13 protein-coding genes are annotated in these 14,183 nt (G+C 69.6%); 4 read left to right on the top strand and 9 right to left on the bottom strand.

Going from position 1 to position 14,183, the window contains the following annotated elements:
• Positions 1-69: 69 nt before the first annotated feature.
• Complete coding sequence (locus KO481_RS32365; RefSeq protein ID WP_215922273.1) at positions 70-1,155, bottom strand: isochorismate synthase; 1,086 nt, start codon at positions 1,153-1,155, stop codon at positions 70-72.
• Positions 1,156-1,328: 173 nt separating this feature from the next.
• Positions 1,329-1,799: a universal stress protein gene (locus KO481_RS32360; RefSeq protein WP_215922272.1), complete on the bottom strand. Its 471-nt coding sequence runs from the start codon at positions 1,797-1,799 to the stop codon at positions 1,329-1,331.
• A gap of 408 nt (positions 1,800-2,207) precedes the next feature.
• On the opposite strand from KO481_RS32360, the gene KO481_RS32355 reads away from it, so the two are divergent.
• A complete protein-coding gene (locus KO481_RS32355; protein ID WP_215922271.1) occupies positions 2,208-3,623 on the top strand; it encodes an ADP-ribosylglycohydrolase family protein in 1,416 nt (471 codons plus the stop codon).
• Between the two features lie 4 nt (positions 3,624-3,627).
• Here the strand turns inward: KO481_RS32355 and KO481_RS32350 are convergent, their stop codons facing one another.
• Complete coding sequence (locus tag KO481_RS32350; RefSeq protein WP_215922270.1) at positions 3,628-4,152, bottom strand: GNAT family N-acetyltransferase; 525 nt, start codon at positions 4,150-4,152, stop codon at positions 3,628-3,630.
• Positions 4,153-4,275: 123 nt separating this feature from the next.
• On the opposite strand from KO481_RS32350, the gene KO481_RS32345 reads away from it, so the two are divergent.
• A complete protein-coding gene (locus KO481_RS32345; RefSeq protein WP_215922269.1) occupies positions 4,276-4,668 on the top strand; it encodes a hypothetical protein in 393 nt (130 codons plus the stop codon).
• Positions 4,669-4,721: 53 nt separating this feature from the next.
• Here KO481_RS32345 and KO481_RS32340 read toward each other — a convergent pair whose 3' ends face one another.
• Positions 4,722-6,047, bottom strand: coding sequence for an acetyl-CoA C-acetyltransferase (locus KO481_RS32340; protein ID WP_215922268.1), 1,326 nt, complete (start codon positions 6,045-6,047; stop codon positions 4,722-4,724).
• 305 nt (positions 6,048-6,352) lie between these two features.
• On the opposite strand from KO481_RS32340, the gene KO481_RS32335 reads away from it, so the two are divergent.
• Positions 6,353-7,711: a 3-oxoacyl-ACP reductase gene (locus KO481_RS32335; protein WP_308166849.1), complete on the top strand. Its 1,359-nt coding sequence runs from the start codon at positions 6,353-6,355 to the stop codon at positions 7,709-7,711.
• Positions 7,712-7,721: 10 nt separating this feature from the next.
• Positions 7,722-8,588 carry a MaoC family dehydratase gene (locus KO481_RS32330; protein ID WP_281066233.1) on the top strand — a complete coding sequence of 289 codons (867 nt, stop codon included), beginning with the start codon at positions 7,722-7,724 and terminating at the stop codon, positions 8,586-8,588.
• A 191-nt stretch (positions 8,589-8,779) separates the two neighbouring features.
• On the opposite strand, the gene KO481_RS32325 is transcribed toward KO481_RS32330, so the two are convergent.
• The 5 genes from KO481_RS32325 to gnd all read right to left on the bottom strand — a co-directional run bounded on the left by KO481_RS32325 (position 8,780) and on the right by gnd (position 14,160).
• Positions 8,780-10,264 (bottom strand): DUF5685 family protein, encoded by a 1,485-nt coding sequence (locus KO481_RS32325; protein WP_215922266.1) that lies wholly within the window; start codon positions 10,262-10,264, stop codon positions 8,780-8,782.
• A 93-nt stretch (positions 10,265-10,357) separates the two neighbouring features.
• Positions 10,358-10,801, bottom strand: a complete 444-nt coding sequence (locus KO481_RS44520) for a DUF5685 family protein (protein WP_215922265.1) — start codon at positions 10,799-10,801, stop codon at positions 10,358-10,360.
• A 165-nt stretch (positions 10,802-10,966) separates the two neighbouring features.
• On the bottom strand, positions 10,967-11,578 hold the full coding sequence (locus KO481_RS32315) for a TetR/AcrR family transcriptional regulator (RefSeq protein WP_215922264.1): 612 nt from the start codon (positions 11,576-11,578) through the stop codon (positions 10,967-10,969).
• A 154-nt stretch (positions 11,579-11,732) separates the two neighbouring features.
• Positions 11,733-12,899, bottom strand: coding sequence for a glycoside hydrolase family 3 N-terminal domain-containing protein (locus KO481_RS32310; protein ID WP_215922263.1), 1,167 nt, complete (start codon positions 12,897-12,899; stop codon positions 11,733-11,735).
• A 232-nt stretch (positions 12,900-13,131) separates the two neighbouring features.
• Entirely contained in the window at positions 13,132-14,160 is a 1,029-nt protein-coding gene (gene gnd / locus KO481_RS32305; protein ID WP_215922262.1) for a phosphogluconate dehydrogenase (NAD(+)-dependent, decarboxylating), read from the bottom strand.
• Positions 14,161-14,183: the final 23 nt, after the last annotated feature.

Raw genomic sequence — 14,183 nt, 5'->3', positions numbered from 1 at the left:
AACATCGAACGGTGATCGTAAGCGCGGCCCGCCCGGGCCCGGACCGGCGCGGCGATGGCGCGGACCGGCCTAGGGTAGTGCGCAGTCGAGGCCGCCGAGGAAGGTGCGCAGCTTGGCGGTGGTCTCGTCGAGTTCGGCGCGGGGCTCCGAGGCCGCGACGATGCCGCCGCCGCCGAACGCGCGCACGGTGCGGCCATCGGCGGACAATTCGGCGCAGCGGATCGCGACGACCCATTCGCCGTCCCCGCGCGCATCGCACCAGCCGACCGCGCCGCCGTAGAAGCCGCGGTCCTCCTCGAGTTCGGTGATGGTGTCCAGGGCCAGGTCGGTCGGGGTGCCGCAGACCGCGGGGGTGGGGTGTAGCCGCATCGCCAGATCCAGCGCGGTGGTGGTGCGGTCGCGCACGCGCCCCCGGATCGGCGTGGCCAGGTGCCACACCTCGTGGGTGCTGATCAGTTCCGGCTCGTCGGGGATGGTCAGCTCGCACAGTGGGGCCAGGCGCTCGCGGATCCACTCGATGACGTAGGCGTGTTCCTCGCGGTTCTTGGCGCTGGCCAGCAGTTCGCGGGACCGCTGGGCGTCGAGCTCCGGATCGGATCGGCGGGGTTCGGTGCCGGCCAGCGGGCGCAGCGTCACCGTCTCGCCGTGCCGGGCCACCAGTACCTCCGGGGTCGCGCCGACCAGGGCCGCACCGGTTCGTCCCGCGGGGGTCAGGTCGACGGCGAAGATATTGGCCCGGGGATGGCGCACCTGCAGATGCCCGGCGATCACCTCGGGGGCCAGCGGTTCGGCCGCCGCTGCCAGCACCGATCGTGCGGCCACCACCTTGCGCAGCGGCTGGGCCGGATCGGATAGCTGCTCCACCAGCTTCGTCACCCGCGCGATATGCTCTGCGGCGCTGGGGATTTCGGTGATCGCCCGGACTTCGGGCAGGGGCGGCAGGGCGGCCGGGCGCCACGGTCCGGCGGTGTGTTCCGCGCGCTCGGGCACGCACAGCGCGGCCGGATTCCGCGGATCGAAGGGCAGCGCCCCGACGATCAGGCCGGCCGCTCCGCTCGCCAGCTCCGCGCGTGCGGCGCGGGCGTCGTCGAACGCGCGCCGCGTGCCGGTGGTTCGTACGACGCCCCCGGGCTGCGCGAGCAGAAATCCGTCCATAGTTTTTCGACCATAGTCTCCGGTTCACCCGCGGTAGCCGGGGAAGGGACACACGTCTCACTGTGATGCCGGGCAAGGAAGGCGCCCGGGGCGATGGGCGGCCCGCGTGGCGTCGCCATGCCCGGGCGCGGCGCACCGCGACGCACCTGCGGCGACGGGTCGGCCGCGTCGCACTATTTGCAGGCGGGCGGGACCAGCAGGATCGGCCGATGGCAGTGCTTGAGGACGGCCTCGGCGACGCTCGAGTGCAGCAGCGCGCGGATGCCGGTGGCGCCCCGGGTGCCCGCGACGATGATATCGACGTTCAGGTCGTCGGCGACATCGACGATGGCATTCCAGATGGTCGAGGTGCATTCGGCCGTCCGGGGTTCGGCATTGAGCCCGGCCAGCTTCGCCAGCCGCACCCCCTCGGAATTGATGTGCTTGGCGTCGACGTAGGCGATGTCCTCGAGTTCCTCGTCGGACACCCATTCGGGCTGCAAGACACCCGACATTCCGGACAGTCGCGCGGTCTGGCGGACCATCGGCTCCCAGGCGGTGAGCACTACCGCCCTGGGCGCGGACAGGAACCGCCCCGCATATTCGACGGCCCGCTTGGCATTCTCCGAGCCGTCGTACGCAATGAGCATCAGGTCGCAGGGCATGACGAACCTCCCGGGCTCCGGTGCCTTGACTACGTGGAGAGAGTACCCGTCCACCCAGTCTGAAACGGGGATGTCAGGGCCTCTTGCCAGCGGAAATGTCCCCGGACCCGGCGGGGCCACTGCGGGTCGCGGTCCGGAAATATCGACGGCCGCATTCGGCATTGCGTCCGGTCGGTTTGTTGTCCGAAAGCGCCCGGTGCGACATGATTCGCCAGCGGTTCACCGAAAGAACCGGTGCGGCGGCAGGTTTGGGTTCGACTGGATTTTCCCGGCGCACATTCCTCGCGGTCTTCGACGGGTATTCTGATCTCGAATGCACCGTCCAATGGGGAGCGTCGTGGATATCGGCCCGCATCGCAGCACTGTCGTTCTGCCCACCGGATTCGGGTGTCGCACCCATTGAACGCCATGGACCCGATCGAATCGGCCTCCTTCGGTCATCCCGAGGGGGATCCGCGCGCGCTGCTGTATTTCGAATGGCGCCAGCGCCGCGAATCCGGATATGTCGTCGACGATTTCGGCGAGGAGGTCCGCGATCTCACCTGCACCGCCACGCTCAACACCGCCGCGTGCTGGCGCCTGCTCGGCCGGGTCGAGGCCGCACCCCGCGACCCCGCCTGGCCGTACCGCGAGAACGGCGCCGGCGCCCCGCTGCATTCACCCACCTCGCAGGCTCCGTCGACCGACCATCCCCTCCGCTCGCCGACGCCGCCGACCCATCTCTACGACCGCATACTGGGCGGCTGGCTGGGTCGATGTGTCGGGTGCACGCTGGGCCGGCCGCTGGCGAACGGATCCACCTGGACCCCGCGGCACATCCGCACGTATCTGGAACGCACGGACGCCTATCCGCTGATCGACTACGTGCCCGTGTCCAGCCCGATGCCGGAGGGCTACCAGCTGAATCCGAGTTGGCCGGAATCCACGCGGGGCCGCGTCGATGGGTGCCCGCGCGACGACGATCTGGATTACACCGTGCTCGGCCTGCACCTGCTCGAGCACCAGGGCATGAGTTTCACCCCCGCTGATGTCGCGGACGGATGGCTCGAGCGGCTGCCGTTTCTGCAGACCAACAGCGCCGAGCGCGTCGCATACCGCAACCTGATCGACGGCCTGACCGCACCGGATGCGGGCCCGGCGTGGCTGCGCTCCCCCGCCGGGTCCGACGGACACACCACCGCGAACTACCGGAATCCCTACCGCGAGTGGATCGGCGGGCTGATCCGCGCGGACATCTACGGCTACGTGTGCCCCGGCGATCCGGCGCGCGCGGCCGGACTCGCGGCCCGCGACGCGTCGCTTTCGCACACCGGCAACGGGCGCTGGGCTGCGATGTGGGCGGCCGCGGCGGTCGCCGCGGCCTTCACTGCCGCCGACGCCCTGGCCGCGATTACCGTTGCGCAACAGGTGATTCCGGCGAACTCGCGGCTGGCCACGGCGCTGTCGCAGGTCGTCGAGGACTATCGGCGCGGCGTCGGCTGGGAGCAGGCGGTGGCCGCGGTGTACACCCGGCACGGCCACTACAACTGGCTGCATGCCGTGCCCAACGCCTGCCTCATCGCCGCCGGATTACTGTGGGGCGAGGGCGATTTCACCCTGACGATCGCCCTGACGGTACAGAGCGGCCGGGCCACGGACTCCACCGCCGCCACGGCCGGCTCGATATCCGGAATCCTCGTGGGCGCCAGCGATATTCCGCAACACTGGACCGGCCCCCTGCGCGATCAGCTGCGCACCGCCGTGTCCGGCTACGACAACAGCGACATCTCGGCCCTGGCCCGCCGCACCTTCGATCTGGCTCGCCAGCAGGTGGTTTCGCGGTAGCGGCTCAGCCTTCCCGGCCCCAGTCGGCCGGATCGCAGTAGTGAATCCAGCTGTCGGTGTTCAGGTGTTCGGCCGGGGAGAGACCCGCGCGCAGGGCCACGCCGGGCGAGGCGTGGTTATCCGGCTGGATTCGGGCGATGACGGGGAGCTCGGGCAGGTGGGCGTGCGACCAGGCGACGACCGCGCTCGCGGCCTCGGTGGCGAGGCCGCGACCCCGGACCGCGGGCGCCAGGCGGTAGAACAGATTCAGGACCGTGCCCGCCGGATACTGCATCGTGCGAACCCCGGAGAAGCCCGCCACGGCACTCTCGCCCCGCAGCCGAATCACCCAGTAGCCGTAGCCGTGCCGATCCCAGTGCTCGTTCCATTCGTCGTAGATGCGTTGCGCCCCATCGCGAGTGGTCACCGTCAACACCCCGGGATGCGTGTCGCCGTAGATCTCCAGAATCGCATCGACATCGCCGGGGACCGGGCGGCGCAGAGCCAGCCGGGCCGTCTGGAGAGCCGTATTCGCCGACACATCACCCATGGTTGAGACTGTATGTCCTGCGGGCGGGTCCTGGCATTTCCAAGTCGGCGGCCAAACCTGTTGACCGCCGGGAACAGTGGATGCGAAGCTGGTATTTCTGGGGAGAAATCGAGGTGGGGAAGTATGAGAATCCGTTCATTCGCGGCGTACGCGGCGATCACCACGGTCGTCGGCGGCGGGCTGCTGCTGAGCGCCGGTTCGGCGTCGGCTCGGCCGTTCGGCCAGGTCAACTGTTCCGCGCGACCGCAGGGCACGCAGGTCGTGACCACCTGTGTCAACGACGACGACGCACCCGGCACGGGATACCTCCACGCGGCGTGCGCGAATGGGCGCATCCTGTGGCCCCTGCCCGGCTACCAGGTGGCGCCCGACAGCACGCAGACCTTCACCGAGGACTGCGGGCCGGGCGGGTCGCCGATCACGTGGGAGGCCGAGGGCCAATCACAGTGGCAGGCACAGGCGCTGTGGGAGCAGCAGCAGGAACAGCTGCGAGAGCAGCAGGAATTCCAGCGGTAGCGGCATCCGGCCCGGTCGATCCCGAGCCGGATGCCGTTGGCGAATAAGCGAATTCAGCGCTCCAGAATCGCGACCACGCCCTGGCCGCCCGCGGCGCAGATCGAGATCAGCGTGCGCCCGGAACCCTTCTCCGCCAACTGCTTCGCGGCCTGGGCGATGATGCGCCCACCGGTCGCCGCGAACGGGTGACCGGCCGCCAGCGAGGACCCGTTGACGTTGAGCTTGGCGCGATCGATCGAGCCCAGCGCGCCGTCCAGGCCGAGGCGCTCCTTGCAGTACTGGTCGGACTCCCACCCCTGCAGCGTCGCGAGCACGACGGAGGCGAACGCCTCGTGGATCTCGTAGTAGTCGAAGTCCTGCAGGGTCAGGCCGTTGCGCGCGAGCAGCCGCGGCACCGCGTAGGTGGGCGCCATCAGCAGCCCGTCCGGACCCCAGATGTAGTCGACCGCGGCGACCTCGCTGTCGACCAGGTAGGCCAGCGGCTTCAGGTTGTGCTCGGTGGCCCACTCCTCGCTGGACAGCAGCACCGCGGACGCGCCGTCGGTGAGCGGGGTGGAATTGCCCGCGGTCATGGTGGCATCGCCCAGCTTGTTGCCGAAGACGGGCTCGAGGGTGGCCAGCTTCTCGAGGGTCGAGCCCGGGCGCAGGTTGTCGTCGCGGGTCAGGCCGAGGAACGGGGTGATCAGGTCGTCGAAGAAGCCGCGGTCGTAGGCGGCGGCCATGTTCCGGTGCGACAGGTAGGCCAGCTCGTCCTGCGCCTCGCGGGTGATGCCGAATTCCTTGGCGGTGATGGCGGCGTGCTCGCCCATCGACAGGCCGGTGCGCGGCTCGGCGTTGCGGGGGATCTCGATGCCGACCATGCTCGGGCGCAGGCGGCCCACGAGCTTGACGTAGTCCGAATTCTTCTTGGCGCGGTTGGCATCCAGCATCCACTCGCGCATCGACTCGCTCACCCCGATCGGCGCGTCGGAGGTGGTGTCGGTGCCGCCGCCGACGCCCGCCTCGATGCGGCCCAGCGCGATGCCGTCGCCGACGGTGACGATGGACTGCAGGCCGGTGCCGCAGGCCAGCTGCAGATCGTGCGCGGGGGTGTAGGGCGAGAGCTCGCTGCCCAGCACGCTCTCGCGGATCAGGCCGTGCTCGCCGACGCGCTTGAGCACTGCGCCGCCGACCACCATGCCCAGCCGCTCGCCCTGCAGCCCGAACCGGCTGACCAGGCCGTTCAGCGCAGCGGTGAACATGTCCTGATTGGACGCGTGCGCGTACTTGCCGTCGGAGCGGGCGAACGGGATCCGGTTGCCGCCGAGGACGGCGACGGGGCGCGCCTGCTTGGTGCTCCTGGCCGAATTGGCATTCGCCGAACGGGCTTTGGTTGTCACTCGAGTCTCCTTCGGGGGACGGTAAAGCCGGCGGAGCCGGCGGGGTGGGTAGGCATTGGGGGACGGTGAGCCGGCGGAGCCGGCGGGGTGGGTAGGCACAGTCTCGTCGGGGGTGGGTGCGTCCGGCGCGTCGGCCGTGCAGAAGTCTCGGCGCCGTCCGATGCTCGTGGTGTGTCGGTTTACATTAAACTTACTCTCGAGTAAGTTTAATGTCGACACGTGCCCCGGAGATCTGTCCAATTACGGCGGGGCGCGGAACCGGCACGACGACGGGTCACCTACGAGCAAAGGAAAAGGTAGGAACAGTGGCAGCCAGCAAAAGCAAGGGCGCTCCCAACCTCTACGGATCGTTTGTTCACTCGGCTCCCGGCGCATTCCTGGCGAGCAAGCTGGGCCTGCCCAAGCCGGAGAACCTGCGCCGCTACCGTGCGGGTGAGCCGCCGCTGCCCGGGCCGGTGCTGCTCGGCGGCAAGGGCCGGGTCGCCGATGCGGCGCGAAACCTGTTGTCGGACTACACCTTCGTGGATGCCCCGGCCGCCGGCGTGAAATTCGGCGCGCTGGTGTTCGACGCCACCGGCGTGGCCTCCATCGAGGAGCTGTCGCAGCTGTTCGCGTTCTTCCAGCCCGCCATGCGCTCGATCGCGGGCAGCGGCCGCATCCTGGTCGTCGGCACCATCCCGGAGCTGACCGCGGGCGTCGAGGAGCAGATCGCCCAGCGTGCGCTCGAGGGCTTCACCCGCAGCGTCGGCAAGGAGCTGCTGCGCGGCGCCACCGCGAACCTGGTCTACCTGCACCCCGAGGCCGCCGCCGCGGCGACGGGCCTCGAGTCCACCCTGCGGTTCATCCTGTCGGGCAAGTCGGCCTTCGTCGACGGTCAGGTCTTCCGGGTCGGCAAGGCCGATTCCACCGCGCCCGCCAGCTGGGACAAGCCGCTCGAGGGCAAGGTCGCCGTGGTCACCGGCGCCGCGCGCGGCATCGGGGCCACCATCGCCGAGGTGTTTGCCCGCGACGGCGCGAAGGTCATCGTCGCCGACATCCCCGCCGCCGGTGAGGCCCTGTCGCAGACCGCCAACAAGGTCGGCGGCACCGCCCTCGCGGTCGACGTCACCGCGGCCGACGCCGCGGACAAGATCGCCGAATTCGCCACCGAGCGCTTCGGCGGCATCGACATCATCGTGCACAACGCCGGCATCACCCGCGACAAGCTGCTGGCCAACATGGACGACGCCCGCTGGAACGCCGTCATCGGCGTGAATCTCGCGGCGCCGCACCGCATTACCGAGGCGCTCGTCGCCAAGGGCGCGCTGCGCGAGGGCGGGCGCGTGATCGACGTGTCCTCGATCGCCGGCATCGCGGGCAACCGCGGCCAGACCAACTACGGCGCCTCCAAGGCGGGCGTCATCGGCATGGTCAACGCCGAGGCGCCGAAGCTGGCCGAGAAGGGCGTCACCATCAATGCCGTCGCGCCCGGCTTCATCGAGACCGCGATGACCGCGGCCATCCCGCTCGCGACCCGCGAGGCCGGCCGCCTGATGAGCTCGCTGTCGCAGGGCGGGCAGACCGTCGACGTCGCGGAGACCATCGCGTACTTCGCCAGCCCGGCCTCGAACGCGGTGAGCGGCAATGTCGTCCGCGTCTGCGGCCAGAGCCTCATCGGCGCCTGAGCGGGACACGATGACCGAGACCATCAAGCTGAGCCAGACCCCCGGCACCGGCAGCCTCTACCTGAAGGCCGCGCTGGGAGCCGTTCCGCTGCCGATGCTTTCGGCGCGGAGCTCGCGGATCCCGGACCGCGCGGTGGAATTGACCGGCCAGACCATCGACGCCGACAATCTGGCCGCGTACAGCCACGCGACCGGCCTGCGGTTCGGCGACTCACTGCCGGTGACCTATCCGTTCGTGCTGGCCTTCCCCACCGTGATGCAGCTGCTGACCGCACGGGATTTCCCGTTCGCGGCGGTCGGTTCGGTGCACATGGAGAACGTGATCGAGCGCACGCGCGAGATCTCGGTGAGCGAGCCGCTGGATATCCGGACGCACATGGAGAATCTGCGCGAGCATCCCAAGGGCCTGGTGGTCGACGCCATCACCGAGATCAGCGTCGGGCGCGAACTGGTGTGGCGGCAGACCTCCTCGTTCATGCACCAGCAGCGCACCTCGCTGTCGGGCGGGCCCAAGCCCGAACCCAAGCCGGAGGAGGTGCCCCCGCCGCCGCTGCGCGCGCTGCGGGTCGATCAGGCACAGATCCACCGCTACGCCGCGGCCTCGGGCGATCGCAACCTGATCCACATGTCCTCGTTGAGCGCCAAGGCATTCGGCTTCCCGCGGGCGATCGCGCACGGGATGTGGTCGGCCGCGGCCATCCTCGGCACGATCGAGGGCCGCATCCCCGCCGCCACCACCTACTCGGTGAAATTCGGCAAGCCGATCCTGCTGCCCTCGACGATCAACGCGTACGCCGATCAGGCCGAGGGCGGCTGGGACCTGTCCCTGAAACATCCGAAGAAGGGTTACCCGTATCTGACCGCGACGCTACGCTGAGCGGGCTGTACCGCGGTGCCACCGCGGGCCCGGTGCGGTGATGCTGCGCTGCCGTCTCCGGGCTTGGTGGGGCGCCGCGGGATCCGCCGCACCGAGCTGAACAACAGGGCCGCGCACCTTTCCGGCCGATTATCGGGTCGCATGGGGGATCCGATAGCGCACCGCCGGAAAGGTGTGCGGTTCTTGTGATTTCAGCAGTCGCAGCATCCGTCACAGCAGCAGTCGCAACTAGTGTCGCAGCAGCAGTCGCAACTGCAATCACAGCAGCAATCGTCACACTCGGCCGTCCGCCAGCACGCCTGATGGCGCTCGCCCTTGCACGGGCCGCGATGTTCGGCACAGCAGGCGTAACCGGTGCAGTAGGAAAAGCAGAGGATGCCGATGCTGTCCCAGCAGCCGCTCGGCGGCTCCGCCGGTGGGCGGCCGCCGGGTACGGTGGTGAGATCGTCGGGCTTGTAGTCGAATTGCTGGTTGTCGTACGCCTGCTGTGAACCCTGGCCGAAATGGGGCGCGCCGGGTTGTTGGCCGGGTTGCCCGGGGCCATAAGGGTTCTGCCGGTACGGGTCACCGGGACCAGGGCCGTATGGGTCTGCACCGGGTTGTGGACGGTTCGGATCCCCGCCCGGTGGTTGACGGTACGGATCAGAACCCGGTGTGGGGCCGTAGGGATTCGGACCGGGTGTGGGGCCGTAGGGATTTGGACCGGGTTGCGGAGCGTAGGGCTCCCGCCCGGGGTGCGGGCCATACGGATTCGCGCCCGGTTGCGGGGGATATGGGTCGGGTTGCCTGGGGTACGGCCCCGGCTGGTACGGCTGACCGCGCTGCGGGCCATAGGGATCCGGTTGCCCGGGACCCCGCAGGACGGGATCGTGCAGTGCAGATCGCGAGCTCGACGCACTGACCACCGCGTGCACGAGATCCCGCCGCGCGTCGTCGTGTGCGTCCGGAACCCGCACAAGACTGTGCCGCTCGTCGTGCGCGTAGTCGGTCTTCACGAGGCTGTGCCGCCGGTCGCGCGCGTCGTGAGTCTTCACGAGACCGTGCCGCCCACCGTGCACGCCCGAAATCTCCACGCGCCCCAGCACGACGGGGAATCCGAGCAACTGCACCGTGCGCGAGGCATCCACCGATCCCGGAATCGTGCGGTCGGACTTCGAGTTTCCGCATTGCCCGTGCGAACAGGTGTGGCCCGCCTCGGAACAGGCCGCCCGAACCGCCCGCCGCATCCGGCGCACCACCCCGGTCAGCGGATCCAGCAGGGCCCAGCGTACCGTCGGCACGCCCGCCAGCCCGGCCCGCCACAGCGCCTCCTCGACCCGCGAATTCGATTCGCGCAGCAGGCCGTACGCCTCCTCGGTGCTGGTTCCGGTCGCGGCCAGCGGATTGAACTTCCCCCGCTGCCGGTCCTCGTCCAGGTCCTCGATGGCGTCGGCCAAATGCGCGATCCGCCCGAAGTGCCACCCCGCATCCCGCAGCGCGGACGCATTCTCCGGCCGTCCGGCCAGAACCGCACTGTGCGCGAACAATTCGGCCGTGCACAGCTGCGTGGCCCGGGTCAGTCGGGCCAGCATCGCGGTGCGCCGTTCGGGTGCGGCGGACACCTCGTCCGAGTCGTGAGTCGAGCCGTCGTGCTCGGATTCCGAACGCCGATCCGCCCGCCGGAATCGCTGTAGCAAGCGGTGACGATCGGCGCCGACTTGGCCGGAGTTGCCAGCGTCATCGGTGTCCACGGCCGGGTCCGCGCCGGCCGTCCGATTGCGTTCTCGTCCCTACGAATCATTCTGCGCCGCAGCCATTGTGCGCTCGATCAGTGCCTGCTCGCCGATCGCCTCGATCAGCGGCGCGAGGTCGAGGCCGATGTCCGCGGCCCCGGCGCGTGCCCGGTCGAACCAGCGGTCGGCGACCATCCCCATCGGCCGCGCCCGCAGCGCGCCCGCCTCGCCGTCGTCCACGTGATCGCGAACCTTGGCCGCTCCCAGGAGCAACGACGCCGTCGCGGCCAGCCGAACGCCGGGAGACTCGGCCGAGGCCACGCTCGCGCGCCGCATCCCGCGCAGCGGGCACGGACCCGCCGTGCTGCGCCCGGCCGCCTGGGGCCGCTGTGCCTCGGTCAGCACGCTGAGCACGATGGCATCGGTATTGGTTGCCGCGCGGGCCATCTGGCCGTGCCCGTCGCGCAGGCCCAGGCACAGCCCGCACATCTGGGCGCTCAATTCCCGTGCGCCGACACCGTATTTCGCCCCACTGTGCGCGCATGGCTTCAGAAGCCCGAACAAAGATCCGCCCCCGTCGATCGTCGGCCACGAGGGCCGCACCGCTGTCACAACCCGCAGTGCACTCTGACAAACGTTGCGCACCAGCGCAACCGGCGAGCGGGATCAGCGCGAGGGCTCCTCGGCCTTCTTCTTGCCCGCCAGACCGCGCCAGGCCAGATCGTCGAGGAGGTTGACCGCCTCGGCCACCTCGACCTCGCCGCTGGCGATCCGGTCGGCGATGGCCTCGCCGGCGCCGATCACCGCGACGGAGACGATGTCGAAATTGGTGCCGGGCTCGGCGTATTTGGCACTGGACTCGAGCAGTTTCGCGGTCAGCTCGATGATGCGCTCGCGGCTGTTGGCGATCTCCGAGGCGAACGGTTGCTGGCCCAATGCCTGCCGGTACAGCACCTGCCAGGACAGCCGGTTGTTGTCGACGTAGGACAGGAAGGCCTCGAGCCCCGCGCGCAGTTGCTCGTGCGGGGTCAGCTGCGGATTGCCGGCTACCGCGACGGCCTCGATGAAGCGCAGGCTCTCGCGCGCGATGCAGGCCCGGAACAGCTCGTCCTTGGAGCCGTAGTACAGGTAGAGCATCGGTTTGGAGATACTGGCCTCGGCGGCGATGGCATCCATCGACGTGTCGTGGTATCCCTTGCGGGAGAAGACCTCGACGGCGGCGTCCAGCATCTGCTGTTCACGAACCGCTCGGGGGAGCCGTTTCGTACCGCCCGCCATGCACACTCCTAGGCCATCGTGAAACTTACATCTTACTCCAAGGTAAGTTCCCTCGACCCGGACTTTGCTGCATAGTTGCTGCCCGGTCGGGGCCGAAGGGGGCAGCGTACGGCACCCGGCGGTGTGCCGGGAAGCCCGCATTCCGGTCAGCAGGTCAGCAGGTCAGCGGGATGCCCTTGTACCGGGCAATCCGCAGCACCGACTCGTTCACCCGCGCGAGCGGCAGCCGACCGGAGCTCACCTCCTGCTCGAGCCGGTTCAGCACCTGGGTCACCGCATTCGTGCTGATCCACAGCGCGCTGTCGGCCCCGGCCTCCAGCGCCGCGGCGACCGCGTCCTCGATGTCCATCCGGCTGGTGATCGCGGCCATTCCGCTGAGGTCGTCGGTGAAGATGGGGCCGTTGTAGGGTGCGGCGTTGTAACCGGTGCCCTGACGCAACAGCGCCATCGCCTGCGGGCTGATGCTGGCCGGGACGTTCGGAGCGGTCAGCCCCGGCACGTCGAGATGCCCGACCATGACCGCCGCACCCGAGCCGATCAGGTTGCGGTACGGCACCAGATCGTCGTTCTGCAGCTGGGCCAGCGGTGGGGTGCGCACCGCGCCGGTGTGGGAATCGCCCGAACCGTGGCCGTGGCCGGGGAAATGCTTCATGACCGTGCCGACCCCGGCATCGTGCATGGCCCGGATGAAGGCGCCGGCGTACTGCGTCACCACGTTCGGATCGTTGGAGAACGAGCGATCGCCGATGACGGCGTCCGCGGGTTCGTCGCTGACGTCGGTATCGGGCGCGAAGTCGACCGTGATGCCCAGGTTCTTCATCGCCTGCCCGCGCGCGAGGCTCTGCTGGTAGAACTCGTCGGCCGAGACCGTATTCGCGGCGACCCGGGCCGAGGGCACCGCCCCGATCAGGTCCTTCAGCCGCGAGACCCGGCCGCCCTCCTCGTCGATGGTCACCATCAGCGGCACCCGCGCGGCCGCCTTGACCTGGTCGATCTGCTTGTTCGCGACCAGGGCCGGGGCGGTCCAGCTGCCGACGAAGATGCCGCCGACCTGCTCGGTGCGCACCACGTTCTCCGCATCCGCGGTGTCCTTGACGCCGACGGTCAGCAGCTGCGCCAGCTTCTGGCGGGTGCTGAACTGCGCGAGATAGCCCGCGTCGCAGTCGAGCTGGGACTTGGTGGTGGTCGGGCTGCTCGTGCGGGCCGCGCCGGTGGTGCTCGACGGCGCCGAGCTCGACGGCGCCGAGGAGGTGGAGCCGCTGGAACAGGCGGTCAGCCCGACCGCCACCACTGCGAGCACGATCCCGGGAAGGTTGCGCATGACTTCCGACCGTAGCCGCCGCGGCGCGGGTTGCCTAACCCCTGGTAGTTGGGAGCACGTGTGTCAGGCTGTGAGCGACGGTCCCGGCGCCAGTGCGATGCGCGCGCGTTCCCGGCCACCGCCCGTTCAGCCCGAGCCCCTCCGGCGGTGGGCCGAAGGCCCGGGGGATCCGGCAAGCCCGGAACGAGACTGCCCCGCACCGAGTTTCGGTGCGGGGCAGTCTGTGCGAGATCTATTTCGCAGGCAGCTCGTTGTGCCCGCCGAAGCCCTTGCGCATCGCCGAGAGCACCTTGTCCGCGTACAGCGATTCGCCGCGCGAGGAGAAGCGGGCGAACAGCGCGGCCGACAGGACCGGGGCCGGGACGCCCTCGTCGATCGCGGCGCTGACCGTCCAGCGGCCCTCACCGGAATCGGAGACCCGGCCGCCGAACGAGGACAGCGAGGGATCCATGTGCAGCTGCTGCGCGGTCAGGTCGAGCAGCCAGGACGCGACCACCGAACCGCGCCGCCACAGCTCGGTGACCTCGGGGACGTCGATGTCGTACTGGTAGTACTCGGGGTTGTCCAGCGGGGTTTCCTCGGCGGAGTGCGAATCGCTGGCCTGCGCGCCGACATTGGCCTTGTGCAGGATGTTCAGGCCCTCGGCGTAGGCGGCCATCGCGCCGTACTCGATGCCGTTGTGCACCATCTTCACGAAGTGGCCGGCGCCGGCCGGGCCGCAGTGCAGGTAGCCCTGCTCGGCGCGGGACGGCTCGCCGGTGCGGCCGGGCGTGCGCTCCGCCGCGTCCACACCGGGTGCGATCGACTTCAGCAGGGGCTCGATGTGCGCCACGGTCTCGGCCTCGCCGCCGACCATCAGGCAGTAGCCGCGCTCGAGGCCCCACACGCCGCCCGAGGTGCCGATGTCCAGGTAGTGAATGTTCTTGGGCGCGAGCTCCTTCGCGCGCGCGATGTCCTCGTGGTAGCGGCTGTTCCCGCCGTCGATGATGATGTCGCCCGGGTCCAGCAGCTCGGCGATCTCGTCGATGACCGCACCGGTCGCACCGGCGGGGATCATCACCCAGACGACGCGCGGCGCCTCCAGCAGCGCCACGAACGACTTGTAGTCGGTGGCGCCGGTGAACTTGTCGCCCAGCTCGTCGGTGAACTCCTTGATCTGCTCCTCGCGGCGGGCGTAGCCGACCGCGGTATGCCCGTCCTTGACGATGCGGCGCACGATGTTGGCGCCCATCCGGCCGAGGCCGATCATTCCCAGCTGCATACCTTCTCCTCGAGTCGTCTCCG

The sequence above is a fragment of the Nocardia albiluteola genome (genome assembly GCF_018860155.1).
Classification (GTDB): Bacteria; Actinomycetota; Actinomycetes; order Mycobacteriales; family Mycobacteriaceae; genus Nocardia; species Nocardia albiluteola.
This window is presented reverse-complemented; position numbering and strand designations above follow the sequence as displayed.